This window comes from Paenarthrobacter sp. NPDC090520 (assembly GCF_044769205.1).
In the GTDB taxonomy this organism is placed as follows: domain Bacteria; phylum Actinomycetota; class Actinomycetes; order Actinomycetales; family Micrococcaceae; genus Arthrobacter.
Genome location: NZ_JBIVXM010000001.1, coordinates 450186 through 476844 on the forward strand (window position 1 = coordinate 450186; position 26659 = coordinate 476844).

Annotated in this window: 19 protein-coding genes and 3 tRNA genes; 11 read left to right on the plus strand and 11 right to left on the minus strand. The window is 64.1% G+C overall.

Features of this window, described 5'->3' with window-relative positions:
* Positions 1-30 precede the first annotated feature (30 nt).
* The 3 genes from ACIQTZ_RS02180 to bcp form a co-directional block, all read right to left on the minus strand.
* A complete protein-coding gene (locus ACIQTZ_RS02180) occupies positions 31-1698 on the minus strand; it encodes an ABC transporter substrate-binding protein (RefSeq protein WP_400330373.1) in 1668 nt (555 codons plus the stop codon).
* Positions 1699-1830: 132 nt separating this feature from the next.
* A tRNA-Leu gene (locus tag ACIQTZ_RS02185) sits at positions 1831-1912 on the minus strand.
* A 60-nt stretch (positions 1913-1972) separates the two neighbouring features.
* Positions 1973-2446 (minus strand): thioredoxin-dependent thiol peroxidase, encoded by a 474-nt coding sequence (gene bcp, locus ACIQTZ_RS02190; protein WP_402943279.1) that lies wholly within the window; start codon positions 2444-2446, stop codon positions 1973-1975.
* Between the two features lie 85 nt (positions 2447-2531).
* Between bcp and ACIQTZ_RS02195 the strand changes: the two genes are divergently transcribed.
* Positions 2532-2984, plus strand: a complete 453-nt coding sequence (locus ACIQTZ_RS02195; RefSeq protein ID WP_400330379.1) for a MarR family winged helix-turn-helix transcriptional regulator — start codon at positions 2532-2534, stop codon at positions 2982-2984.
* A gap of 82 nt (positions 2985-3066) precedes the next feature.
* On the opposite strand, the gene ACIQTZ_RS02200 is transcribed toward ACIQTZ_RS02195, so the two are convergent.
* The 4 genes from ACIQTZ_RS02200 to ACIQTZ_RS02215 all read right to left on the minus strand — a co-directional run bounded on the left by ACIQTZ_RS02200 (position 3067) and on the right by ACIQTZ_RS02215 (position 5731).
* A tRNA-Lys gene (locus ACIQTZ_RS02200) sits at positions 3067-3142 on the minus strand.
* Between the two features lie 193 nt (positions 3143-3335).
* Positions 3336-3411, minus strand: a tRNA-Lys gene (locus ACIQTZ_RS02205).
* A 117-nt stretch (positions 3412-3528) separates the two neighbouring features.
* Positions 3529-4704: a PQQ-dependent sugar dehydrogenase gene (locus ACIQTZ_RS02210; protein ID WP_402977124.1), complete on the minus strand. Its 1176-nt coding sequence runs from the start codon at positions 4702-4704 to the stop codon at positions 3529-3531.
* A gap of 37 nt (positions 4705-4741) precedes the next feature.
* Positions 4742-5731: a hypothetical protein gene (locus tag ACIQTZ_RS02215; RefSeq protein WP_402977126.1), complete on the minus strand. Its 990-nt coding sequence runs from the start codon at positions 5729-5731 to the stop codon at positions 4742-4744.
* 185 nt (positions 5732-5916) lie between these two features.
* Between ACIQTZ_RS02215 and ilvD the strand changes: the two genes are divergently transcribed.
* From ilvD to metG, 8 genes are all read left to right on the plus strand, one after another.
* Positions 5917-7635, plus strand: a complete 1719-nt coding sequence (gene ilvD, locus ACIQTZ_RS02220; protein ID WP_402977129.1) for a dihydroxy-acid dehydratase — start codon at positions 5917-5919, stop codon at positions 7633-7635.
* A gap of 284 nt (positions 7636-7919) precedes the next feature.
* Entirely contained in the window at positions 7920-9821 is a 1902-nt protein-coding gene (locus ACIQTZ_RS02225) for an acetolactate synthase large subunit (protein ID WP_400330389.1), read from the plus strand.
* Between the two features lie 2 nt (positions 9822-9823).
* Positions 9824-10336, plus strand: a complete 513-nt coding sequence (gene ilvN, locus ACIQTZ_RS02230; RefSeq protein WP_021470923.1) for an acetolactate synthase small subunit — start codon at positions 9824-9826, stop codon at positions 10334-10336.
* Between the two features lie 63 nt (positions 10337-10399).
* Positions 10400-11425, plus strand: coding sequence for a ketol-acid reductoisomerase (gene ilvC / locus ACIQTZ_RS02235; protein WP_402977132.1), 1026 nt, complete (start codon positions 10400-10402; stop codon positions 11423-11425).
* Between the two features lie 253 nt (positions 11426-11678).
* Complete coding sequence (serA, locus tag ACIQTZ_RS02240; protein ID WP_402977135.1) at positions 11679-13274, plus strand: phosphoglycerate dehydrogenase; 1596 nt, start codon at positions 11679-11681, stop codon at positions 13272-13274.
* Positions 13275-13483: 209 nt separating this feature from the next.
* Positions 13484-16294 carry an FtsX-like permease family protein gene (locus ACIQTZ_RS02245; RefSeq protein WP_402977138.1) on the plus strand — a complete coding sequence of 937 codons (2811 nt, stop codon included), beginning with the start codon at positions 13484-13486 and terminating at the stop codon, positions 16292-16294.
* On the plus strand, positions 16291-17046 hold the full coding sequence (locus ACIQTZ_RS02250; RefSeq protein ID WP_397322510.1) for an ABC transporter ATP-binding protein: 756 nt from the start codon (positions 16291-16293) through the stop codon (positions 17044-17046). The genes ACIQTZ_RS02245 and ACIQTZ_RS02250 overlap by 4 nt, the downstream gene beginning before the upstream one ends.
* 35 nt (positions 17047-17081) lie before the next feature.
* Positions 17082-18641: a methionine--tRNA ligase gene (metG, locus tag ACIQTZ_RS02255; RefSeq protein ID WP_402943262.1), complete on the plus strand. Its 1560-nt coding sequence runs from the start codon at positions 17082-17084 to the stop codon at positions 18639-18641.
* A 114-nt stretch (positions 18642-18755) separates the two neighbouring features.
* Here metG and ACIQTZ_RS02260 read toward each other — a convergent pair whose 3' ends face one another.
* The 4 genes from ACIQTZ_RS02260 to ACIQTZ_RS02275 all read right to left on the minus strand — a co-directional run bounded on the left by ACIQTZ_RS02260 (position 18756) and on the right by ACIQTZ_RS02275 (position 24033).
* The gene (locus ACIQTZ_RS02260) at positions 18756-21230 is read right to left on the minus strand and encodes an ABC transporter permease (protein ID WP_402977141.1); all 2475 of its coding nucleotides are present in this window, start codon (positions 21228-21230) and stop codon (positions 18756-18758) included.
* Positions 21231-21233: 3 nt separating this feature from the next.
* Positions 21234-22022 carry an ABC transporter ATP-binding protein gene (locus ACIQTZ_RS02265; protein WP_402943256.1) on the minus strand — a complete coding sequence of 263 codons (789 nt, stop codon included), beginning with the start codon at positions 22020-22022 and terminating at the stop codon, positions 21234-21236.
* Between the two features lie 110 nt (positions 22023-22132).
* Positions 22133-22846 (minus strand): response regulator, encoded by a 714-nt coding sequence (locus tag ACIQTZ_RS02270; RefSeq protein ID WP_402977144.1) that lies wholly within the window; start codon positions 22844-22846, stop codon positions 22133-22135.
* A gap of 2 nt (positions 22847-22848) precedes the next feature.
* A complete protein-coding gene (locus tag ACIQTZ_RS02275; protein WP_402977147.1) occupies positions 22849-24033 on the minus strand; it encodes a sensor histidine kinase in 1185 nt (394 codons plus the stop codon).
* A 121-nt stretch (positions 24034-24154) separates the two neighbouring features.
* On the opposite strand from ACIQTZ_RS02275, the gene ACIQTZ_RS02280 reads away from it, so the two are divergent.
* Positions 24155-25207: a 3-isopropylmalate dehydrogenase gene (locus tag ACIQTZ_RS02280; RefSeq protein WP_400330413.1), complete on the plus strand. Its 1053-nt coding sequence runs from the start codon at positions 24155-24157 to the stop codon at positions 25205-25207.
* 122 nt (positions 25208-25329) lie between these two features.
* Positions 25330-26442 (plus strand): branched-chain amino acid aminotransferase, encoded by a 1113-nt coding sequence (locus ACIQTZ_RS02285; RefSeq protein WP_402977150.1) that lies wholly within the window; start codon positions 25330-25332, stop codon positions 26440-26442.
* Positions 26443-26659: the final 217 nt, after the last annotated feature.

The following is a 26659-nucleotide window of genomic DNA, read 5'->3' on the forward strand; positions in this document are numbered from 1 at the left end:
CGCACCCAATACTGAAATTGCCGGGAATCGTCAAGGCTTTAAGCGGACGTTTGTGAAAACTTCGTTCAAGACCGGGGATGCAGGGTAGCTTTCCACCTTGTTGGAGAGCGCCAGGGCGGAGATCGGGAAGGCTATCGGCACGGCAGGTACGGACGCTGCGATCTCTGCGTTGATGGACTGGTACTCGGTGTTCCTGGCGTCACCGTTGGGAAGCGCGCGGGCACGTTCGATCTTGTGGAACACCTCCGCGTCCGAGTAGCCGAACTCGGGCCGCGCCTCGCCGAACAGTGGTCCCAGGAAGTTGTCGGCATCCGCATAGGAGCCGTTCCAGCCCAACAGGTGCAAAGCGTGGTCGCCAGGGGACTGGACCTTTTGCAGGTAGCCGTCCTCCCAGTTGATGGGAACGGGCTTGACGTTGATCCCTACGGCGACCAGCTGGCGGCTGATCTCCGCGTAGACCTTCTCCGGCGTCGGGAGGTAGGCCCGCGTGGCGTTGAGGGGGTAGTAGAACTTGAGTTCTTCGCCGTTATAGCCGGCCTTCTTCAGGAGTTCCTTGGCCTTGTCCGGGTTGTAGCCCAGCGACGGAGCGTTGTTATTGAAGCCACTGAGCTTCGGGGGTACGAACTGGGAGGCTTGGGCCGTGTTGTCGATGAAGAAGCGGCGGATCAGCGTTTCCTTGTCGATGGACATCTCAATGGCCTGCCGCACCTCAAGCTTGTCCAGCGGGGCCACGGCCTGGTTGATGCCCAGGTACATCACGGAAAAGGGATCACGCTGGATGATCTGGACGCCCTTCTTAACCAGTTGGTCGAAGGTGCCGGACGTCACGAGGTCGTAGGCATCGATCTTGCCGTCCAGCAAGGCCTGCTGCCTCGTTTCGGCACGGTCATAGGGAATGAAGTTGATCGTGGCGATCTGACCCCTGTTGCCCCAATAGGACTCATTGCTGGTCAAGGTGACCTTCTGCTCGTCCCATGCACTGAACGTGTACGGGCCGGTGCCAACCGGGTGGGTGGCGTAGGCGGAGATCGCCTGGCCGTTCCGTGTCGTGTCCAGGACGTTGGCCTTCTGGGCTTCTAGCGCCTTGGGGGAGGAGATCGCGAAGGCGGGAAGTGTCAAAGCCTGCAGGAAACCCGTGAAAGGACGTGTCAGGTTGATCTGCACCTTGGTGGGCGCAACAACTTTGCAGTCCTTGAAGATTGAGAACACCGGCTCATCCGAATAGGCCTTGAAGACGCCCTGGAAGGAGATTCCCGGTGCTTGCTTGCGGAGGTCCGCGGAGAAGGTGAACCAACGGTTGAAATTGGCGCAAACGGCCGTCGCGTCGAAGGGCGTGCCGTCGTGGAACGCGACCTTTTCGCGAAGCGTGAAGTCATAGCTCAGCCCGTTGTTGCTGTCCTTCCATTCCGTGGCAAGCAGCGGAGTGGTCTGCCCGGTGGAGCCGTCCACGCCGACGAGGCCTTCGAGGACCTGCCGGGTCACCCTGTAGGCCTCGGAATCGGACGTCATGGCGGGATCCAGTCCCAGCGGCATGGAAGCCGTGCCAAAGTTGAAGGTAGCGGTGGGGGCTGCCGGGGCTGAACTTCCCGTGGAAGAAGACGGCGGGGGCCCGGGCGTTCCCGTGCAGGCGGCCAATCCAAGGGCCAGGATGACGGCACCGCACTGCTTGCCCAGTCGCCGTATCTTGCTGCTTGCCACTCTTGTCCCCTCAAGCCGGTTGGAAGTGGTCCTGACCGGCTTCGGCCAGACCGCATTCCAGTGTAATTGAACGTCCTGTGAGCCACCGGTCCACGAAGAAGGCACCCCCGGCAAGTGCCGGGGGTGCCACTGTGCGCAAGGGGGGACTTGAACCCCCACGCCCGAAGGCACAGGAACCTAAATCCTGCGTGTCTGCCAATTTCACCACTCGCGCTGGGTGGCCATGACCAACCCGGGGAAGGCCATGGCGGTGTATCGGGCTACAGTCTACCCGCTACTTATCGAGCTTGAGGTCCCGGCGCAGCTTGGCAACGTGGCCGGTTGCCCGGACGTTGTACTGGGCCAGTTCCACTTTCCCCTGGGGATCGATCACCACGGTGGACCGGATGAGGCCCATGTAGGTCTTGCCGTAGTTCTTCTTCTCTCCCCAGGCTGCGTACGCGTCGGCTACAGCGTGGTCCTCGTCGGAGAGCAGTGGAAAGGTCAGTTGTTCTTCCGTGGCGAACTTGGCCAGGGCTGCGGGGGAGTCGGGCGAGATTCCGAGGACCTCGTAGCCTGCACCCTTGAGCGATGCCAGCGAGTCCCGGAAGTCGCACGCCTGTTTGGTACATCCGGGTGTGGAGGCCGCCGGATAGAAGTAGACGATTGTTTTCTTGCCTCGAAAGTCCGAGAGGCTGATCCTGCTGCCGTCTTTGTCAGTCAGTGTGAAGTCCGGGGCTGGGTCCCCGGGAATGAGTCGTTCCGCCACAATTTGCTCCTAGATAACGTTCGCGATTCCCCAGTTTAGTGTGCGGAAGCCACGGCACCGGGTGCCCGCCGCATATACTGGCGGCATGCCTGATATGGAGAGATGGCCCACGACGCGACTGCTTTCGACCGCTGCGCGGCTCGTGGAAATCTCGTGGAACGAAAAATTAAAAGCTATTGGACTGACCCATGCAGGCGTTATTGCCATGCAGGTACTCGCGGTCAAAGGCCCTATCACCCAGGCCGCCCTGGCCGAAGTAGCGCGCGTGAAGGCCCAGACCATGGGCACCACCCTGGCGCGGCTCGAACTCCACGGGCATGTGACCCGGCACCGTAGCGACTCGGACCGCCGCAGCCATGTGGTCACGTTGACCGAGGCCGGAAGGGAAGCCCTCTCGGAAGCCGTGAAGCTCGAGCAGGACGTGCTGGCCCCGGTGGCCGTGGATACTGCCAGGCTCCGTGACGAACTGCGGATCGTTGTGCGCGGACTCATTGGAGCCCCCATCAAAGAAGAACCTACTGACGACATCAACCTCTAGGCGGTTCCTGGCTTCGGCCAGGAGCGCTTTGGGCATAAAGAAAAGGCTTCGACCGTCCATGACGGTCGAAGCCTTTTCTTTTTGGTGCACCCCCCGGGACTCGAACCCGGAACCCATTGATTAAGAGTCAATTGCTCTGCCAGTTGAGCTAGAGGTGCAGCTGTTGTTTCGGTTTCTTCGAGGAATTGTTTTCCTCGTTGACCGCCGCAACGACAGACAACTCTACACTACTTTTTCGGCGGTGATGACCACTTTGTACAAACAGTGACGGACCGCACAGTCTTCCATTCCCAGGATCCAAAGTGGACAGCAAAAAGCCCCGAAGTGAAATTCACTTCGGGGCTTTTTCTTTGGTGCACCCCCCGGGACTCGAACCCGGAACCCATTGATTAAGAGTCAATTGCTCTGCCAGTTGAGCTAGAGGTGCAACTGTTGATTTCGATCGGCCTTGGGGCTTTTAGTTCCTTGGCGATCTCCGCAACGACAAGTAACTCTACACGACTTCCCCGGAACTGTGAAATCGTCCGAGGGATTGCATGGCTGGTCAGGGCTGAGGCTCCAGAACCAGCACGAAGTCAGGGTTTCTGTTGTTGCTCAGCACCCAAAGGGAGCCGTCAGGGGCCTTCGCCACATCCCTGAGCCGTCCATATTCCGCTGTGAAGAAAGCCACAGGAGTGCCTGCGGTTTCACCGTTGAGCGGGACCGCCCATAAGCGCTGTCCGCGAAGCGCGCCGGTGTAGGCCACACCGTCGATGATTTCCAGGCCACTCGGTGACGCATCCGCCGTCGACGGCCACACCACCTTGGCATCCAGGAAGCCGCTCCTCCCGGGCGCCCCGGTGACGGTGGGCCAGCCGTAGTTGCCGCCCCGGGTGATCAGGTTCAACTCGTCGTCCACGTCAGGGCCGAACTCGCTGGCCCAGAGCCGTCCGTCAGCGTCCCAGGCGAGTCCTTGGACGTTCCGGTGCCCGTAGCTGTACACGGGGTTGTCGCCGAACGGGTTGCCCGGGGCCGGCTTGCCATCGGGGGTCAGCCGCAGGATCTTTCCGCCCAGGGCCATGATGTCCTGAGGTTGGTCCCGGCGCTGCGAGTCTCCCGTGCCAACGTAGAGGAATCCGTCGGGGCCGAAACGGATCCGGCCCCCGTTGTGCGTGGAGGCCTTGGGAATTCCGGAGAAGACAACGTCGGCTTCGCCCAGCGACAGTCGGCCAGCGGCGTCCCGGGTCAGCTTCATCCGGGCGATGCGATTGTCTGCCTCCGAGGTGAAGTAGGCGTACAGCCACCGGTCGGAGGCGAAGTCCGGCGACACGGCAAGTCCCAGCAAACCGCCTTCTCCACCGGGTTCGACGCCGGGGACCTCGCCGATGGTTGTGGCGCGGCCGTCGCGGATTTCCTTGAGGAGGGCCGAGTCGCGTTCGGATATGACGGCTGCACCGTCCGGCAGGAACACCACCGACCACGAAAGCCGCAGCCCGACGTCGAGCTTGTCCCTGAGCTGCGGGCTGGCCGGCGTAGCCGTCGACGCCGGGGAGTCCGACGGTCCACTGCCCGTCGACGCTGTACCGCCTTGTTGCTGCGTACCACCGGGTGTCGCGGCAGTTCCGGGAGACGATGGGCTGCCCGTGCAGGCGGCCAGGGCCGGCATCAGGGAGCAAGCCAAAGCCAGCGCACGCACCCTCAGGGAAAGGCGTTGCGCCGGCGATGGCTTGGACCCGTTCATCTCAGGTGCCGGGCACAGTTCACGGTCCGCTGTCCGGCTAGTGCCGGTTGCGCCGGGGCGCGCGGAACCCGGCCGCTTCTGCGTGGGCGGCCGATTCGAACCAGACGTCGGCCGGAGCCTCGGCGTAACTGGCGGCATCTTCGTCGTGGTAGGTCATGGTGGTGGCATCGCCCTTGACGGGGTATCCCTCCGGGCCGGTTCCATCCGCGGCTGCTCCCGCCGAGCCGACGCCGTAGGGATGGTCGGCGGCAAGGTGTCCTGATGCGGAAGCAAGCGGTTGATCGGACTCTTCCGCAGCAGCCGTTTCCGCCCCGGGAAGCGTGGGGGAGTGGGGATCCGTGTATTCGTGGTGGTGGAGGGGAGCCCCGGCCGCGTCGGTCCAGGAGGATTCCCATTCGTCCCTGTCGGCTGCATCCTCGCCGGCGGTGTCCTTGCCCGCGTCGTCTTTGCCCGCGGTGTCTTTGACCGTGGCATCATCGGCGCGTGCAACGTCGTCCGCGGTAGGTCCTGACTGCCAATCGTCGACGTCTCCGGCATCGGCTGTTGCCACCGTGGCATGGGTGTCCACCACCGGTTCGTCCACTACAGGCTCATCGAGCACCGGAGTTTCCACCACCGGCTCGTTCGGGACGGTCTGCCCGGTTTCCGGCGTGGAATCGACACGGGCAGCTCCGGAAGGCCCGGCTGGGATGGCATCCTTCCCGGTCCCGGTATCTGCAGCTGACGCCGAGTCCGGCTCTTCCTCGGCGACGGATTCGGTGGGTCCACTGCCCTCGGCGGCAGCCTTCCCAAGATTGGTGACGCCCGCAATGCCTGCGACGCCGGAGACAGCGGCTGCGGTGTCAGGGATGGAGGAAACATTGCTGGGTTCCATCGCGGCCGGCGGGGTTGTCCCGGGCTGCCCCGGGGTTCCGGTTCCGGAGCCGTTCGCGGCAGGCGCCGAATTCCTTGCGTTGTTCCGGCTTGTAAGCCACCAAACAATGGCGACAACCAGCACAATGACAATGACCCAAATCAACCAATCCATGGTGATGCCCTTCTGCTTCCGGGGTTTGCAGCGTTCCAGTGAGTCGTGATTCCGACGTTACGTGGCTGCCTATTGACTGTCCAGCACTTCGGGTGTCAGGGGGATTACCGGAAATATTCCTCTTTTTGCGTTTTTCCTGGCTTGGGCCGGTTCCCGGGAGGGCGTGGACACATAGACTTTGGGGCATGAGTGAGACCAGCCAGATTGCAGATACCGCGCCGGACATCAAACCCCGCAGCCGGGTTGTTACTGACGGCATTCACGCCGCTCCCGCACGCGGAATGTTCCGCGCCGTGGGCATGGGCGACGACGATTTCGAAAAGCCCCAAATCGGCGTCGCCAGTTCCTGGAACGAAATCACCCCTTGCAACCTCTCCCTGAACCGGCTTGCCCAGGGCGCCAAGGAAGGCGTCCACGCCGGTGGCGGGTTCCCCATGCAATTCGGCACCATCTCCGTCTCGGATGGTATTTCCATGGGACACGAGGGCATGCACTTTTCCCTCGTGTCCCGTGAAGTCATTGCCGATTCTGTGGAAACCGTCATGCAGGCCGAACGGATTGACGGTTCGGTGCTCCTTGCAGGCTGTGACAAGTCGCTGCCAGGCATGCTGATGGCCGCGGCCCGCCTGGACCTTGCCAGCGTCTTCCTTTACGCAGGTTCGATCATGCCCGGCTGGGTCAAGTTGGAGGACGGTTCCGAGAAGGAAGTCACCCTTATTGATGCCTTCGAAGCCGTGGGAGCCTGTGCAGCGGGAAAGATGAGCCGCGAGGACCTCACCCGCATCGAGAAAGCCATTTGTCCCGGGGAGGGGGCGTGTGGCGGCATGTATACGGCCAACACCATGGCGTGCATCGGTGAGGCCCTTGGCATGTCACTCCCCGGGTCCGCGGCGCCTCCTTCGGCAGACCGCCGTCGTGACGAGTTCGCGCGCAAGTCCGGCGAGGCCGTGGTCAACCTGCTCCGCCGTGGCATCACCGCGCGCGACATCATGACCAAGGAAGCTTTCGAGAACGCCATCGCCGTGACCATGGCCTTCGGCGGCTCTACCAACGCCGTCCTTCACCTGTTGGCCATCGCCCGTGAAGCCAACGTGGAGTTGACCCTGGCCGACTTCAACAGGATCGGGGACAAGATCCCGCACCTGGGCGACCTCAAGCCCTTCGGCCGGTACGTCATGACCGATGTGGACAGGATTGGCGGCGTGCCGGTCATCATGAAGGCACTGCTCGACGCCGGCTTGCTGCACGGCGACTGCCTCACCGTGACGGGCAAGACCCTCGCAGAGAACCTTGCGTCCATCAATCCGCCGGACCTCGACGGCAAGATCATCCGTGCCCTGGACAACCCCATCCACAAGACCGGCGGCATCACCATCCTCCACGGTTCCATGGCTCCCGAGGGTGCGGTGGTGAAGACTGCAGGCTTCGATGCGGATGTCTTCGAAGGGACCGCCCGCGTCTTCGAACGTGAGCAAGGCGCCCTGGATGCTTTGGACAACGGGGAGATCCACAAGGGTGACGTGGTGGTGATCCGCTATGAGGGACCCAAGGGTGGTCCGGGCATGCGCGAGATGCTCGCGATCACCGGAGCGATCAAGGGTGCAGGCCTGGGCAGGGATGTTCTGCTCCTCACCGACGGCCGCTTCTCCGGTGGTACAACCGGCTTGTGCATCGGCCACGTCGCGCCGGAAGCGGTGGACGGCGGTCCCATTGCCTTCGTGAAGGACGGCGACCGCATCCGCGTGGACATCGCCGCCAGGTCCTTCGACCTCTTGGTGGACGAGGCCGAGCTTGAGGCCCGCAAGGTGGGCTGGGAGCCGCTGCCGGCGAAGTTCACCAAGGGCGTCCTCGCCAAGTACGCCAAGCTGGTGCACAGCGCCTCCACTGGCGCCTACTGCGGCTAGCGGCAAGCCCGGACTCCGCCCGTCCAGCCGTGGCGGAGTCCGGCACTTGGACACCGTTGTCCAAATAGTGGGATACGATGGTGCTCGATTGACACGTATCTCACTTAGAGGGAACACTGAACGCATGATCTCATTCGTTACCGTCGGCGTCGTCGTCCTTACCAAGCGCGTGGCTTAGCCCGACTGGTAACGAACTGTCACGCGCAAACCCCTCGAAGAGCCGGAAGGCTGAGGGGTTTTTTTATTCCCAAAGACCCATCAAAGATCCACTAAGGAAGAGTCCGATGAGCAAAGGATCGCCGATCAGCCCCTCGCTGATGGCTGCAAAGTCCACTGGAGCCCCCAAAGCTCCGGAAAAGGTCGACCGTACGGCTGACACCGTCGTCGACGCTGCTGCACCTCTCTCTCCTGTACTTGGGCCGAACAACGTTGTACCCCCAACGGTGATGACCGGCTCGCAAGCAATTGTCCGTTCGCTCGAAGAACTCGGCGTGGACGATATTTTCGGTTTGCCCGGTGGCGCGATCCTGCCCACCTACGACCCCTTGATGGCCTCCAGGATGAATCACATCCTGGTCCGTCACGAACAGGGAGCCGGCCACGCCGCGCAAGGCTACGCCATGGTTACCGGACGGGTTGGTGTTTGCATCGCCACCTCGGGCCCCGGTGCCACCAACCTCGTCACCGCCATCATGGATGCCCACATGGACTCCGTGCCGATGGTGGCCATCACCGGCCAGGTGGCCAGTGGTGTCATTGGCACCGATGCCTTCCAGGAAGCCGACATTGTGGGCATCACCATGCCCATCACCAAGCATTCGTTCCTGGTGACGGACCCCAACGACATCCCCCACGTCATGGCTGAGGCATTCCACCTCGCCTCAACTGGCCGTCCGGGTCCAGTGCTGGTGGACATCGCCAAGGACGCCCAGGTTGGCCAGATGACCTTCTCCTGGCCGCCGAAGATCGACCTGCCCGGCTACCGCCCCGTGGTGCGCGGCCACAACAAGCAGGTGCGCGAAGCAGCCAAGCTGATTGCTGCCTCCAGCAAGCCTGTCCTCTACGTGGGCGGCGGGGTGGTCAAGGGCCATGCTTCGGCCGAACTCATGGAGCTCGCGCTGGCCACCGGTGCCCCTGTGGTCACCACCCTGATGGCCCGGGGCGCCTTCCCGGACTCGCACCCGCAGCACGTGGGCATGCCCGGCATGCACGGTTCCGTTTCCGCTGTCACTGCGCTGCAGCAGGCAGACCTCCTGATTACCCTGGGGGCACGCTTCGATGACCGCGTGACGGGCGTGCTGAAGACGTTCGCTCCCTTCGCCAAGGTGATCCACGCTGACATCGACCCCGCCGAGATCTCCAAGAACCGCACCGCGGATGTCCCGATCGTTGGCTCGGTCAAGGAAATCATTCCGGAACTGACCGAGGCCGTGAAGGCCCAGTTCGAGCAGGGCGGCACCCCGGACCTGGACTCGTGGTGGGCGTTCCTGAACAACCTGCGTGAAACGTACCCCTTGGGCTGGACCGAGCCCGAAGACGGCCTGAGCGCACCCCAGCGGGTGCTCAAGCGCATCGGCGAACTCACCGGACCTGAGGGCATCTACGTTGCCGGCGTGGGGCAGCACCAGATGTGGGCAGCCCAGTTCATCAACTACGAACGCCCGCATGCCTGGCTGAACTCCGGCGGCGCAGGAACCATGGGATACTCGGTTCCGGCAGCCATGGGTGCCAAGGTGGGCGAGCCGGACCGTGTGGTCTGGGCCATCGACGGCGACGGCTGCTTCCAGATGACCAACCAGGAATTGGCCACGTGCGCCATCAACAACATTCCCATCAAGGTTGCCATCATCAACAACTCTTCGCTGGGCATGGTCCGCCAATGGCAGACACTGTTCTACGAAGGCCGCTACTCCAACACGGACCTGAACACCGGCCACGACACCATCCGCATCCCGGATTTCGTCAAGCTGGCAGACGCCTACGGCTGCGCCGCACTTCGATGCGAGCGTGACGAGGACATCGACGCCACCATCCAGAAGGCCCTCGAAATCAACGACCGCCCCGTGGTCATTGACTTCGTGGTGAGCCCCAACTCGATGGTGTGGCCCATGGTGCCCGCCGGCGTCAGCAATGACCAGATCCAGGTTGCCCGCAACATGACCCCGGAATGGGAAGAGGAGGACTAGGCATGACCCGCCACACACTGTCCGTTCTGGTAGAAGACAAGCCCGGCGTTTTGACCCGCGTGGCCAGCCTCTTCGCCCGGCGTGCATTCAACATCAACTCCCTGGCTGTGGGACCCACCGAGGTACCCGGCATGTCCCGCATGACGGTTGTCGTCGACGCCGACGGCGACCTGATCGAGCAGGTCACCAAGCAGCTCAACAAGTTGGTCAACGTGATCAAGATTGTTGAACTGACTTCCGAATCTTCCGTACAGCGCGACCACATCCTGGTCAAGGTACGTGCGGATGCCGCGACACGTCTGCAGGTTACCCAGGCTGCAGACCTGTTCCGCGCCGCTGTTGTCGACGTGTCCACAGACTCGTTGGTGATTGAGGCAACCGGTACCCCGGAGAAGCTCGCAGCACTGCTTTCAGTGCTGGAGCCGTTCGGCATCCGTGAAATTGTGCAGTCCGGCACCTTGGCCGTTGGACGGGGATCCCGCTCCATGAGTGACAGGGCGCTCCGCTCCGCGTGAGCAGTGCCCCGTACCGCAGCACCACATCAATATCGAGAAATCCACTCAAGAGGAGTTACGCAAGTGACTGAAATGTTCTACGACGACGACGCAGACCTGTCGATCATCCAGGGTCGCAAGGTTGCCATTGTCGGCTACGGCTCCCAGGGCCACGCCCACGCGCTGAACCTGCGCGATTCCGGCGTCGAGGTTGTCATCGCGCTGAAGGACGGCTCGAAGTCGACCGCCAAGGCACAGGACGCCGGCTTTACCGTCAAGAACGTCGCCGACGCCGCCGAATGGGCCGACGTCATCATGATCCTCGCGCCGGACCAGCACCAGCGTTCGATCTTCAACGACTCCATCAAGGACAAGCTGACCGAAGGCAAGGCACTCGCCCTCGCCCACGGCTTCAACATCCGCTTCGGCTACATCGAGGCTCCGGCCGGCGTTGACGTCATCCTGATCGCTCCGAAGGCTCCGGGCCACACGGTCCGCCGCGAATTCGAAGCCGGCCGTGGCATCCCGGACATCATCGCCGTGGAACAGGACGCTTCCGGTTCCGCCTGGGACCTGGCCAAGTCCTACGCCAAGGCCATCGGCGGCACCCGCGCCGGTGTCATCAAGACCACCTTCACCGAAGAGACCGAAACGGACCTCTTCGGCGAGCAGTCCGTCCTGTGCGGTGGCGTTTCCCAGCTCATCCAGTACGGCTTCGAAACCCTCACCGACGCCGGCTACCAGCCGCAGATCGCCTACTTCGAGGTACTCCACGAGCTCAAGCTCATCGTGGACCTCATGTGGGAGGGCGGCATCGCCAAGCAGCGCTGGAGCGTCTCCGACACCGCCGAGTACGGTGACTACGTTTCCGGCCCGCGCGTCATCACCCCCGAGGTGAAGGAAAACATGAAGGCTGTCCTGGCTGACATCCAGTCCGGTGCCTTCGCCAAGCGCTTCATCGACGACCAGGACAACGGCGCCGCCGAGTTCAAGGCACTGCGTGCCAAGGCAGAGCAGCACCCGATCGAGGAAGTTGGCCGCGAACTCCGCTCGCTCTTCTCCTGGCAGCAGCAGGACGAGGACTACGTCGAAGGCTCGGCTGCACGCTGATTCTTCCCCCGCAATGCCCGTCCGGCTTCTACATACCGGGCGGGCATTGCCCGTTCTACCCGCCCTCCGGCTCCCAACGGTGGGCTGTGAACTTCTTCACAACCGGCCCGGCCTGCCCGTAACATCCCCAACCGGGCACCGGCTTAGCGGCCCTGATTCGATATTCTGGGCAGGTCCCGGCGTCGTGCCCGGGCCACGCATCCGCTCCTTGTCCAGTACTGTTCCCAAGTTGTCCAAAGTAAGGTGCCACCCCGTGTCAGCCACCAAACCCGTCGTCCTCCTCGCCGAGGAACTTTCGCCCGCCACAGTCGAGGCATTGGGCCCGGATTTCGAGATCCGCCAGACCGACGGCGCCGACCGCTCCCAGTTGCTGTCCGCCATTGCCGACGTCGACGCCATCCTGGTCCGTTCGGCCACCCAGGTTGATGCCGAAGCCATCGCCGCCGCGAAGAACCTCAAGGTCATCGCACGTGCCGGCGTGGGGCTGGACAACGTGGACATCAAGTCCGCCACCCAGGCCGGTGTCATGGTGGTCAACGCTCCCACATCCAACATCGTTTCCGCCGCTGAACTGACGGTGGGCCACATCCTGAGCCTGGCCCGCCACATCCCGCAGGCAAGCTCCGCCCTGAAGAACGGCGAATGGAAGCGTTCCAAGTACACGGGCATCGAACTGTTCGAGAAGAAGATCGGCATCATTGGCCTGGGCCGCATCGGTGCCCTCGTGGCTGCCCGCCTTCAGGGCTTCGACACCGAGATCCTCGCCTACGACCCCTACATCACGGCTGCCCGTGCGGCGCAGCTGGGCGTCAAGCTGGTCACCCTGGACGAGCTCCTGGCCAACGCGGACTTCATCACCATCCACATGCCCAAGACGCCTGAGACGGTAGGCATGCTGGGCGCTGACGCCTTCCGCAAGATGAAGGAATCCGCGTATGTGATCAACGTGGCACGTGGTGGCCTGGTTGACGAGGAAGCCCTCTACACCGCCTTGAAGGAAGGCCAGATTGCCGGCGCCGGTGTGGACGTCTTCGTCAAGGAGCCCAGTACGGACCTGCCCTTCTTCGAACTCGACAACGTCGTGGTGACGCCGCACCTTGGTGCCTCCACGGACGAGGCCCAGGAGAAGGCCGGCGTCTCGGTGGCCAAATCGGTCCGCCTCGCCCTGGCCGGTGAACTGGTGCCGGACGCCGTCAACGTGGCCGGCGGCGTCATTGCCAGCGACGTCCGACCGGGCATCCCGCTGATCGAAAAGCTCGGCCGGATCTTCACTGCCCTGACACACGCTTCCCTGACCCAGATCGACGTCGAGGTTGCCGGTGAAATCGCCGCCCTGGACGTCAAGGTCCTGGAACTGGCTGCCCTCAAGGGTGTGTTCGCCGATGTTGTCACCGAGCAGGTTTCCTACGTCAACGCCCCCGTCATCGCCGAGCAGCGCGGCATCAACACCCGCCTGATCACCACGCCGGACGCCGAAGACTACCGCAACGTCCTGACCATCCGTGGCGCCCTCAGCGACGGTTCCCAGATCTCCGTGGCCGGTACCCTGACCGGGCCCAAGCAGGTGGAGAAGCTGGTAGGCGTCAACGGGTACGACGTCGAAATCCCCATCAGCGAGCACCTGGTGGTTGTTGCCTACGCTGACCGCCCGGGCGTCATCGGCACCATAGGCCACATCCTCGGCATGAACAACATCAACATCGGCGGCATGCAGGTTGCCCGCCAGACCGAAGGTGGCCAGGTCCTGGCGCTCCTGACCATCGACAGCTCGGTCCCGCAGCAGGTGCTGGAGGCCATCAAGGCAGGCATCGGAGCGGACATGGTCCGCGAAGTGGACCTGGAGGACTAGGGGTCATCCTCAAAGCTGATTTTGGCGTGGTGGAGACACACTTCTGACACGCTTGCGTGGCCGGTCTGCTTACAATGGCTGGGTCCGGGATTCGGACCCGGCAGCAGGCCGGCCACTACTTTTTGCACATACAGCCCGGGATTCCTTTGTGTTTTCGAGGGGTCAGGGTCCATGTGTGCGCGCCCGCAATCAAGGTCTCAGGGAGCCCAATGAACGCCGTCCAAAGGTTCATCAGAAGCCGTGTGCTGCTGCTGACCGCGGCCATTTTGATCGTCGCGATGTGCTTGTCCGTCCTCGTCCAGAGCCAGTCGCAGGCGGCCCTGAACCGGACCGTGGACGAGAACTCGCGCGGTCTGTACGACATCCTGGTCCAGGCGAAGCCTGACCAGGCCAAGGACGGCGAGGGTGGTGCGCTGATCCAGCCGGAAATCGCCAACGGCCAGGGCGGTATCAGCTTCGACCAGCTGGACAAGATCCGTGCCATGGGCCAAACGTCCGTGGCTGCCCCGATCAGCCTGGTGTCCCGTGTGTCGCAGAACCTTGAAGCGCCGCGCCTGAATGCCATGGACTACCTCGGCTACAACGCCGGGCTCGCCGGAGCCGTGACGGCAGGCGATCCGTCCGCCATGGATTCCAGCAAATGGCCTGCCGCTGAGTCGGTGTTGTCGGACACCCCCAAGAAGTACCGCTTGACGGCCACGGCCACGAGCTCCGACGGCGTCAACCAACAGACGTTGTTCAAGACCAGCGCCGAGGGCACCCTGGGCAAGGGCCGCCTGGTGCAGGAACAGGCCGCAGGCGGCTCCAACGTCCGGATCTCCGGACCCGACGGCGAAACAGGCATCAAGTTCCCGGCCCCGGCCCTTGGTTCGGAGCACAACCTCTTCAACCTCTCCGTGGCCCTCCCGTTGGCACCTGAGGTGACCGAGTCCGTCGTCGCGGTTGACCCCGCTTCGGAGCGGGCCCTCCTGGGCTCCGCGGGCGATTTCCTGGCGCCGCTGGAGAAGGCTCCGCCGGCGGATGCCCGCAACGCCGGGGCGATCGGCCGGCACTTCGAAAGCCTGTTCACCACGGGCCTGAGCATGCAGCAGCTGGAGGAAGGCCCTGACTTCCTCGGCGTGAAGCTCAAGTACTGGGCTCCGCTCATGACGCAGTACCAGCAGGCAAAGCGCGACGGTCTCCTGACGGACGATTCCCAGGCCATCCCGCTGATTGTCCGCTCCGGTACGTCCCTGGACCTGCAGTACTCGGTCAAGATCGAGGAAATCGATTCGTCCGGCAAGGTAGTCAAGGACGTCGGTACGGTTTCCCGCTCCCTGGACAAGGACTACCTGCCGTTCGTTTCCAAGGCACCCTTCGCCCTGGAATGGCCCGGCTCCACCGACCACAGCCAGCTGCTGGGCAGCACGGCCTCCTTCGGCCAGGGCCTTTACGATCCGGCTACGTGGAGTGCCGCCTTCGCCGCTGCACCCAAGTACAAGGACGGCGACCAGGCCGCCAACGGCGCCTCGGACAAGTCAGCGACGCCGGGGGACTGGGTCACGGTCAACCGCCTGCCCGAGAAGTCGTCGTTCGGCGCAGCCGTCGACCAGACCCAGCGCAAGCCCGTCGACGAACGCTCCTACCGGGAAGACCTCGCCACCGGCAAGAAGCCGGCCACGCCCATGCCCATGGTGTACGGAACCTTCAACCCCGCGGACGTCCAGGCAGCCGCCGGCGATGTCAACAAGCTTCCGCTCGGTGGCTACGATCCCGCGCCCATGACCCTGAGCAAGGATGCCCAGGGCAAGGATGTGGACGGCACGCAGTTGAAGCCTTCCCTGAGTGCCACGGGCCTGGTGAGCCAGTCCGCCGGCGCCATCACCGACTATTACGGCCTGGCCGCAGCCCGCGGCTACGACTCCAACGCCAACGTCATCGACGCCATCCGCGTCCGTGCCAACGCAACGGGCAACTGGAAGCAGGCGCAGCCTGAGGTTGAGAAGCTCGCAGCCCAGATCCGCGAGCTCGGACTCGAAGCCACCGTAGTTGCAGGCTCGGCGCGTGAAGACGCCAACATCTTCGTCCCCGGCTACAGCAAGGACGACTCCGGCAAGGAATCGGCACTGGGCACCGTCCAGCAGTCGTGGGTCCGCCAGGATGCAGCAGACGCCGTGTCCGGCTCCCTGACGGGTACCAACGTCACCCTCCTCTTCCTGACCCTGCTCGGCGCCACGCTGCTCACGGGTGCGTCGACGGTCAGCTACATCCGGCAGCGCCGGAGCGAAGCGGGCATCCTCCGGGCCATGGGGTGGACGCAGAAACGCATCCGGTCCTGGGTCCTTGAGGAGTTTGCGGTAGGCGCGGCTGCCTTGGCTGCGGCCGGCATCATCCTGAGCCTGCTCAGCTGGAACCTCGCCACCGTCATCGTCTCGATCACCATGTTGATCATCTATGCGGGCGCTGCGTTCCTCGCCGCCCAGCAACTGCGCCACCGCGTTGTAGTGGACCAGGAACCCCAGCACGACGAACGCCTCGTCACCGTGGATTCGCCGCTGACGTTCGCCAACAGGCAGCTGACCACCAACCGGTTCAACTCGATCTCGCTGGCGGTGGCCGTGGGCGTCTTCGGTGCCGCCGTGGGTGCGCTGATCGCCTTGCTGATCGATATTCCCCGCGCCGCCGGCGCCAGCGCACTCAGCGGCCTGGCGGCAGCGAGCGTGGCCCTGCCCAGTGTGATCCTGGCCGTGTTCGGTGTGCTCGTGGGCCTGCTGCTGACCTTGGTCACCGGCCGGTTCGAGCTCCACGCCAAGCGTGAGTACCTCGGTACCCTGCGTGCCATGGGCTGGAACCCGGACATGCTGGGCCAGGTCCGCTTCTTCGAAAACGCCCTCGTGGGCACCGTGGCCCTTCCCCTTGGCGTCCTTGGCGCCCTGGGACTGGGTCTGCTCCTTGCTCCCTACGCGGCTCTGTGGGCCGGGCTGGCCGGTCTGCTGGCCGTAATTTGCTGGATTCCGATTGCAACGAAAGTAGTCAAATGACTGAGACTCCCAACCCCGAGCTGACGGCGACCCCGGAATCCACGGACGAGTCGCTGCAGACCCGCGCCAACACGATCGTGAAGGCCGCCGACCACGCCACTCCACTGGAGCTGAGCCGTGTCACCATCCACTACGGTGGCGACAAGGGCGGGGCCGAGGAAGTGGACGTCGTCGATGACTTCAACCTCACGCTGCACGCCGGTGAGATGCACTGCATCGCCGGCCGAAGCGGCTCCGGCAAGACCAGCATCCTGACCGTGAGCGCCGGACTGACGCTCCCGACGTCGGGCAAGGTCTTTTGGGAAGGCACGTCCCTGGAAGCGATGGGCGACGACGAAATCGCCGACCGCCGTCGGGCACTCATCGGCTATGTGGACCAGGGCGGTGCCCTGATCGACGGCATGAGCGCGCTGGAGAACGTCCTGCTGCCCGCCGTTCCGGACGGCGAAGTGGAGCAGCGCACCGAGATGGCCAAGGACCTCCTGGACCTGGTGGGCCTGGGTCGCCGCATGCGCCACCGCCCGGCCCAGCTCTCCGGCGGTGAGCGCCAGCGCGTGGCCATTGCCCGGGCGCTGATCCTCGGCACCCGCGTCCTGGTGGTCGACGAGCCCACAGCCAGCCTTGACCGCGCCGCCGCCAACCGCATTATCGGTATCCTCAAGGACACCACCAGCGACGGCATCGCGGTACTCGTGGCGTCACACGACCATGAACTGGTCCGGCTCAGCGATACGCTGACCGAGCTTAACTAGCTTCTCAACACCGAAAATAAAGGTAACTTCTTAGAGTGACGTCTGCAGAGAAATCCCCGTTCTACATCACCACGGCCATCAGCTACCCCAACGGCGTGCCGCACATCGGACATGCCTACGAGGTCATCGCCACTGATGCCATGGCGCGCTTCAAGCGCCTCGACGGCCATGAGGTGTTCTTCATGACCGGCACCGATGAGCACGGGCTCAAGATGCAGCAGTCCGCCGAGAAGGAAGGCCTCACCGCCAAGGAACTGGCCGACCGGAACTCCGCTGCCTTCAAGCAGATGAGCAAGGACCTGGGCATCTCCCACGACCGCTTCATCCGGACCACGGACCCCGACCACTATGAGGCGTCGCAGGCCATCTGGAAGAAGATGGAAGCCAACGGCGATATCTACCTCTCCAAGTACGAGGGCTGGTACTCCGTCCGCGACGAAGCGTATTACGTCGAGGACGATACCGTCGTGAAGGAAGACGGCCTGCGCTACTCCAAGGAAACCGACACCCTGGTGACGTGGACGGCGGAGGAGAGCTACTTCTTCCGGCTGTCCGCCTACCAGGAAAAGCTGCTTGCGTTGTACGAGGAACAGCCCGAGTTCGGGGCACCGCAGTCGCGGTTCAATGAGGTCATCAGCTTCGTCAAGCGTGGTCTTGAGGACTTGTCCATCAGCCGCACCACGTTCGACTGGGGCGTTCCGGTTCCGGGCGACGAGAAGCATGTCATGTATGTCTGGGTGGATGCACTCACCAACTACCTGACCGGTGCAGGCTACCCGGACGTGGACTCCGAATCCTTCAAGAAGTTCTGGCCGGCGGATGTCCACGTGATCGGCAAGGACATCTCCCGTTTCCATGCCATCTACTGGCCCGCGTTCCTCATGAGTGCCGGGCTTGAGCTGCCCAAGCGCGTCATGATCCACGGATTCCTGACCAACAATGGCGTCAAGATGTCTAAGTCGCTCGGCAACGTGGTGGCACCGCAGGACTTCGTGACGCAATACGGGCTGGACCAGTGCCGTTTCTTCTTCCTTCGCGAAGTCCCGTTCGGCGCCGATGGCAGCTACAACCATGAGGCCATCGTGGGCCGCATGAACTCGGACCTCGCCAACAACTTCGGCAACCTGGCCCAGCGTTCGCTGTCCATGGTGGCCAAGAACTGCGAAGGCAAGGTCCCTGTTCCCGGCGAATTCACGGCCGAGGACCAGGCACTCCTTGCCAAGGCGGGCGCACTGCTCGAAACAGCCCGTGGCGCCTTCGAGAAGCAGGAATTCAGCCGTGCACTCGAGGCAATCTGGACGGTGCTGGGCGATACCAACGCCTACTTTGCCGAGCAGGCGCCGTGGGTGCTGCGTAAGACGGACCTGGAGCGCATGAACACGGTCCTGTACGTCACCTTGGAAGTTGTCCGGATCGTGGCGATCCTCGCCCAACCGGTCATGCCGTCGTCGTCCGCCAAGCTTCTTGGGGTACTTGGCCAGCCGGAAGGCGAGGCGCGCCAGTTCGCTGCCATCGCCACGCCGATCGTTGCCGGCACGGAGCTTCCGGCTCCCGCCCCGGTCTTCCCGCGCTACGAGGAACCCGCCGAGGCCTGACGGACCCTCTCTCCCTAAACCGCCCAAAAACGCCAACGCTCTCTCACTTCCAGCCGGTCCGGCCGGCGGAAGTGAGAGAGCGTTTGGCTTTAAGGGTTGTTGGGTGAGAGAGCGTCAGGCGGTGGCGAGGCCCTCAACCGGCGACAACCGCGCAGCGCGGCGGGCAGGAACCACCGAGGCCAACAGGCCTGCGATGACTGCCACTCCGAACACTGCCGCGAGTTGGAGCCACGGCACCGTCGGAACCACGTCCGCCATGCCGCCAAGGGTGGCTTGTGCCCCCAGCCAGCCATACACACAGCCCAAGCCGGCGCCGAGGACAGCCGCCACGCCGGCCACAAGGACTGCTTCGATGGCGAGCATTCCACGGAGCTGCCCCTTGGTCAGGCCGAGCGCCCGGAGCAGCGAATTCTCGCGGGTTCGTTCCAGGACGGAGAGGGACAGGGTGTTGGCCACGCCGATCAAGGCGATCACCACCGCGATGCCGAGCAGCCCCGTGACCACGAGCAGCAGGACATCGATGATGCTGTTGAACGTAGCCCGCTCGATGGCCGCGCCGCTGACCGTCCGCTCAGGGACTCCCAAGGCAGCCGCGATTTCCTTTTGCAGGGCCTGCACGCGATCACCGGACACGGCATCGTCCACCTTCACCCAGACCATGCCGGGTGTGTCCGGCAACGATCCGGAAGTGATGCTGCCGCTTGCCACGAAGGCCGGGACATGGCGGGTCTTCAGCACCTTGGCGTCGAGCGTTACCGGACCGGCCGCCGTCGTGATGTTCGCCGGGCCTTCACGCGAATCCTCAGGCAGGTATACCGTCCCAGACGCAGGACGCAGCTTGTCGTCCCGTAGCACGGCGGAAGCATCCGCGCCGCTGATGGCGTAGAGGGTGGTGCCGCCGTCGGGCGTTGATGCGTCGGCGAGCTGGCCCACTGCCGGGAGGAGGACGGCTGCGCGCACCCCCTCCAGGGACGCGATCCGCTTGACTGCCTGCGCGGGGTCGACTGTACCGGGGCCCGACACGGCAGTTGGAGCGGCCAGGTCCACGGGATAGGTTTCCGCCAACGTGCTGTTGAAGGCCTGGCGTGACGTGGCGGCGCCGGTCATCATGAGGGAAACCAAGGTGACGCCAATCAGCAGGGCAGCGGCGGTCGCCGATGTCCGGGCCGGGTTGCGCGTTGCGTTGACCGCGGCGAGCTTGCCGGGAACCCCCGCCGGGGCAGCCAAACGGCCTGCCCAAGCCACAACCGTCGGGATGAAGAGCGTGGCACAGAGCAGGATGCCCACGAAGGACACGGCGCCACCCAGCAGTGCCACCGGGAGGGAGACCTTGACGCTGCCGAAGACCAGCACGGCGGCCCCGCCGAGCACAGCCACCACACCAAGGACAAGGCGTACCTTGCCGCGCCGGTTGCGGACGGTGGCGTCGTCTGCGGGGCGAAGGGCGGCAAGAGGCGCGACGGCGGTTGCCGCCTTCGCGGGCACCAGCGCGGCCATGACGGTCAGCAGGGTTCCGGCCAGCAGCCCCGCAATGACGGCCGACGGCGGGACAGCCAACGTGGCGAAGGACTGCTCAGGCTGCGTCCTGGCCCAAGCGACCAGCCCGGACATCAAGCCAACGGCCGCAGCCACGCCCAGTACCGACGAGGCAAAACCGACCACCAGCGCCTCCACCATGACGGAACCCCGGATTTGTGCGCGTCCGGCACCGAGGCATCGCAGCAACGCCAACTCGCGGGTGCGCTGAGCCACCAGCACCGAGAAGGTGTTCGCCACCACCAAGGTGGATACCAAAATCGCAACCCCCGCGAAGGCCAGCAGGACAATGGTCAGCTGGTCCTGGCCCGCGCTGAGCATGGCCACCGTGGCCGTGACCTTCTCCTGGGCGGTCTGCAACACCGGCCCATCAGCACCAGCGGCCTCCATGCGGTGCGTGATGTAGTCCTTCGCCGCGGACACATCTTCGCCCGGTTTGAGGGTGAACTGCAGGCCGCTGAAACCGGCGCCACTGTCCTGGACGGCGTTCAACACCGAAGGCCCGGCAATGAGTTGTGCCGCGGAAGCGGAGAAGGGATCGTTCGTGGACTGCACCAGGCCAGTAACGGTCACCTTGGCGTTCTTGACTGGACCACTGCCATGCAGTTCCAAGGTGCTGCCCGGAGCGAGGCCCAGGTGCTGGGCGGTCTTGACATCAATCACTACGTCGAAGGGTTTGGACGGCATGGATCCTGACGAAATCACGGCCCCCTCCAGGGGAGTCGGTGCCGCATTTCGAAGCCGCCCGAACTGTTCCCCGCCGCCGGCCTCGAACGTCACGTAACTGGATCGCTCCGCGTAACTGTCCTGCACTGCGGGGGAGGACGACGCAGCCTCCACGGCCGCCTGGCTGAACGGCTCACCGTTCTTGGACGTTGCCACCAGGTCTGCGTGGCGGTAAGCCTCGCCGATGCTGGCCCCGAGCGATGCGTTGGTGCTCGCGCCAACCATGAGCGTGGCGGCCAGGAACATGACGGAGAGCATCACGGCCAGGCCAATGGCCACGAACCGGCGGTAATGCGTCGTTAGCTGGGATATGGCAACGCGCAGCACGCCTTATGCCCCCAACTTGCCGAGGGCGGTCAGCACCGAGTCCGGGGTGGGCTGGTGGATTTCGCCCACCAAGCCGCCGTCGCTCATCAGGACCACGCGGTCTGCGTAGCTTGCGGCGACGGGATCGTGCGTCACCATGATGATGCTCTGGCCCATTTCCTGGCTGCTCCGGCGCAGGAGCGCCAGCACTTCACCACCGGCTTTGGAATCGAGGTTGCCGGTGGGTTCGTCGCCGAAGACGACGTCGGGGCGCGTCAGCAGCGCCCGTGCCACCGCAACCCTTTGCTGTTGGCCGCCGGACAACTCATGTGGGCGGTGCTTCAGCCTGTCCTTTAGCCCCAGGGTGGTGACCACGGTATCCAGCCACCCGGCGTCGGCCGTTGTTCCCGCCAGCGCAAGCGGCAAGGTGATGTTCTGTTCGGCCGTCAGCGTGGGCACCAGGTTGAACGCCTGGAAGACGAAGCCAATGCGTTCCCTCCGCAGTGCGGTCAGTTCCTTGTCACTAAGTCCCGTCAGTTCAGTGCCGCCAAGGAGGATGCGGCCACTGTCAGCAGTGTCCAATCCGGCCAGGCAGTGCATCAGGGTGGACTTGCCCGAACCGGACGGTCCCATGATCGCAGTGAACTTGCCGGCCTCGAAACGCACCGAGACGTTGTCCAGGGCCATCACCCGGGTATCGCCGCGACCGTAGCTCTTGGTCAGTGAACGGGCCTCGACGGCGGGACGCGCGGGCTCGGCGCCGGAGGGTTGGTCTGGAAACGACGGGTGCGGTGCGGACGTGAAAGTTGTCATGCTTTCACGCTATTTCCCGCGGCTGGTTCCCGGATCAGGCCAAGGGCCCACTGTCCGAGGTGCCCGCTCATACCGTGGTCGGAGGCCGGGGAGCACGGAACTCATCCCTGCTACGTGCCGGGGGCCACCACACCGGTCTCGTAGGCGATGACCACGATCTGCACGCGGTCCCGGGCGCCGAGCTTGGCCAGGATGTGCCCCACATGTGTCTTGACCGTTGCCTCGGAAAGGAAGAGTCCTGCAGCGATCTCCGGATTGGACTGGCCCTGGGCGATCAGCAGGAACACTTCGCGCTCGCGGGCCGTCAGGGTCTCCACTGCGGCCGCGTGCCCGCTCTGTTCCGGAGTCTGCGTCCGCAGCAACGGAGCAACGTGGTCCAGCAAACGGCGGGTAGTGGAAGGCGCGATCACGGCGTCACCGCGGTACACCGTCCGGATTGCCTCCAGGAGTTCTTCGGGGGGTGCGTCCTTCAGCAGGAACCCGCTGGCGCCGGCGCGGATCGCGGCCAAGGCGTATTCGTCCAGGTCGAAGGTGGTCAGGACCACGATCTTCACGTCAGCCCGCTGTGAGCCGTGGGGCTGCGTGGCAGCCTGTTCCAGGATGCGGCGGGTGGCTTCGATGCCGTCCATTCCGGGCATGCGGACATCCATGAGGACGACGTCGGCAGCAGTGGCGCTGAGCGCCTGGATGGCTTCGATGCCATTGCCGGCTTCAGCCACCACTTCAAGGTCCGGCTGGGAGTTGATGAGCATGCCAAAGCCCGAGCGGACCAGGTGCTGGTCGTCGACGAGGGCCACCCGGATGGGCACGGTGGGTTCGGACATGGTCAGGCCTCCGAATAGGGGATGAATGCAGATACGCGGAATCCGCCGCCCTGTTCGGGGCCCGCGGACAAGGAACCATCGTAGAGCGCAATCCGTTCGCCCATGCCGCGCAGGCCGTTTCCGCCGCCTGCTGCCGGAGGATCGGCGGCTGCGCCGCGCCCGTCGTCCACCACGTCCACCTGAAGGCCGCGGCCTTGCCAGGCCAGGGTGACACTCGCCTTCGCGGTGGGGCCGCCGTGCTTGATGACGTTGGTGAGGGCTTCCTGGATGGTGCGGTACGCCGTGAGTTCCGCTCCCGCCGGCATGGCCCGCCGGGGGACGCCTTGCTCTTCGAAGGCTACCTGCAGGGTGGCTGCCCTGAAGCCCAGGAGGAGTTCGTCCAGGTCGGCCAGCCGTGGCTGGGGACGGGTGGGGGAGTCGTCGTCGTTTCGCAGGACGCCGAGAAGCCTCCTCATTTCGCTGAGGGAGTCGCGGCCGGTTGCCGCGATGGTAGCCAGTGCCTCGGTGGCAAGTTCCGGTTTGGCCGCCGCTGCGTACCTGGCACCATCGGCCTGGGTGATGATGACCGAGAGCGAGTGTGCCACGATGTCGTGCATCTCGCGCGCTATGTGCGACCGTTCGTCCGCCGCGGCGAGTTGGCGTTCCTGTTGCTGTTCGATTTCCAGCCGCCGGGTTCGGTCTTCGAGGGCCTGGAGTTGGAGGCGACGGACCCTGGTCAGGTCACCGAGGGTCCAGCTGACCAGTACCAGCATCCAGATGAGGACCGTGTACAAGGCGCCGATGGTGAGGCCCAGGATTCCGGACTCGGCAGAACCGGCGTACTCGCGTGTAGTGAGCATCACACCGCCCAGTATGCCCAGGAGCAGCACCGTGCGGCTTGCCCACACCGGTCCGTACGCGGCGGTGGCGTAGATGATGAGTGGCACGGCGATCTGGCCGGCCACCGGTTCGGCACCAGCCGCCCATTGGACCAAGCACACCAAAACCACGACGGCGGCAGCCGGCACAGGGCGGGTCCGTCGCCAGGCGAGGGGCAACAGGAGGCCGCAGGACAGGACGAAGAGGAAGGGCCGTCCGGCCAGCAGGTAGACCGGGCCGAAGAACAGAAGGAGGATGATGGTTGCCGTCAGGTCAACCTTGAACCGGTTTATCCGGAACCATTCGTAAATTGCGTGCCTTCTGTCCACGCTACGACTCTATGGGGCCGTGGCGGGTGTTCACATCATGCCGTGGTCGGAGCTTTCGGTGGAATGTTCAACAAGTGAGACGATTTTGACCAGCATGTGGATTCTCCGGCTAGATGGACGTATGAGCGCATCGTCCATCAATCTCGCTGTCATCCCCGGCGACGGCATTGGCCCAGAGGTCATCGCCGAAGCCGTCAAGGTCCTGGAGAAGGCTGTAGCCGCAGAAGGCGTCACCCTGGAGCAGACCCACTACAAGCTGGGTGCCCAGCACTGGCTCGAGACCGGCGAGACCCTTCCGGACGAGGTCTTGGCGGACCTGAAGACGCGCGATGCCATCCTTTTCGGCGCCGTCGGCGCAGCCCCGGGTGACACCCGGATCCCCTCGGGCATCATCGAACGCGAGATGCTCCTCAAGCTGCGTTTCAGCCTGGACCACTACGTCAACCTTCGCCCCTCCCGCCTCTACGGAACCGTCGGCAGCCCGCTGGCCAATCCCGGCAACATCGACTTCATCGTGGTGCGCGAAGGAACCGAAGGCCCCTATGTTGGCAACGGCGGCACCCTCCGCGGCGGAACCCCGCACGAGGTAGCCACCGAAGTTTCACTCAATACTGCCCATGGCGTTGAGCGCGTTGTCCGCGACGCCTTCCGCCGCGCCAGCGAGCGTCCGCGCAAGCATGTCACCTTGGTGCACAAGCACAACGTCCTGGTCTTCGCGGGCCACCTCTGGAAGCGCACCGTCGAGGCCGTGGCCACGGAATTCCCCGAGGTCACCCACGACTACCTGCACATCGATGCCGCCACGATCTTCCTGGTCACCGACCCGGCCCGCTTCGACGTCATCGTCACCGACAACCTCTTCGGTGACATCCTGACCGACCTCGCAGCTGCCGTCACTGGCGGTATCGGGCTCGCGGCATCAGGAAACATCAACATGGACCGCACCGCACCGTCCATGTTCGAACCAGTCCATGGCTCCGCCCCGGACATCGCAGGCCAGCAGAAGGCGGACCCCACTGCTGCGATCCTGTCTGCAGTGCTGTTGCTGGACCACCTTGGCTACACCTCGGCGGCCCGCAAGATCGAAGCGGCAGTTGTTGCCGACGTCGAAAGCCGCACCGGCGAACCGCGCAGCACCGCTGCGATCGGCGACGCCATTGCGGCCGCACTTTAGGCCCATTACTCAGGCGTAAGCTTGTCTTGAATTATTTACCTGCTTCCTTGGTCCATCGCTGAACCATCTCCTCTTCCAGGGGCCGTGGTTCGCACTGCCAGGTAGCTGACTGTGGAGGAAACATGACTCAGACTGCCCATGGCGTCGAATTCAGCCAGCAGCTTTCGGCCAACCCGAAGTCTGTTGAGGAGCGTGCAGCCGTCCTGGCGAACCCGGGATTTGGCGACTACTTCACCGACCACACCGCCGTCGTCGATTACAAGGTCGACGCCGAAGGCAAGGGCGGATGGCAGAATGCCCGCGTAGAGCCGTATGGTCCCATTACGCTGGACCCCTCGGCCGCGGTGCTGCACTATGGCCAGGAAATTTTCGAGGGCCTCAAGGCGTACCGCCACGCTGACGGTTCCGTCTGGACGTTCCGCCCGGAAGCCAATGCTGCCCGGCTCAACAAGTCCGCCCGTCGCCTGGCCCTTCCGGAACTGCCGGAGGAATACTTCCTGGGCGCCATCCGCGAACTGGTACAGGCCGACAAGGAATGGGTTCCCTCCGGTGACGGTGAAGCCCTGTACTTGCGTCCGTTCATGATCGCCACCGAGGCTTTCCTGGGTGTCCGTGCCGCCCGTGAAGTGTCCTTCCGCGTCATCGCTTCGCCGGCCGGGAACTACTTCGGCGGGGAACTCAAGCCGGTGTCCATCTGGATCTCCAGCGAGTACGCCCGGGCTGGCCGCGGTGGCACCGGTGCGGCCAAATGCGGTGGCAACTATGCCGCCTCGCTGATCGCGCAGCAGGAAGCAGAGGCCAACGGCTGCAAGCAGGTACTCTTCCTGGACCACTTCAACGACGATGCCGTGGAAGAACTCGGCGGCATGAACGTCTTCTTCGTGTTCAAGGACGGCTCGTTGGCCACGCCGGCCCTGAGCGGAACCATCCTGGAAGGCGTCACCCGGTCCTCCGTGATCCAGGTGGCCAAGGACATGGGCCGCGAGGTATCCGAGCGCAAGATCACCCTGGACGAGTGGCGTGACGGCGTTGCTTCGGGCGACATCACCGAGGTCTTCGCGTGCGGTACTGCTGCCGTGATCACGCCGATCGGCGTGCTGAAGGACGCCACGGAATTCATCGGCTCCGAGGACGCCAAAGCAGGCGAAACCACCATGGCCATCCGCGAGCAGCTCCTGGGCATCCAGACCGGAACGGTCGAGGACCGCCACGGCTGGCTGACCCGCCTGGTCTAGATCCCCAAAAGTACGACGGCCCAAAGCACGACGACGGTCCCCGCCTTGAGTGACAAGGCGGGGACCGTCGTCGTCCACCCTCTCTCACGGAGTCGCCTGTTTTGTGGGACGCTCTCTCATCGAGTCGCCTGTTTTGTGGGACGCTCTCTCATCGAGTCGCCTGTTTTGTGGGACGCTCTCTCATCGAGTCGCCTGTTTTGTGGGACGCTCTCTCATC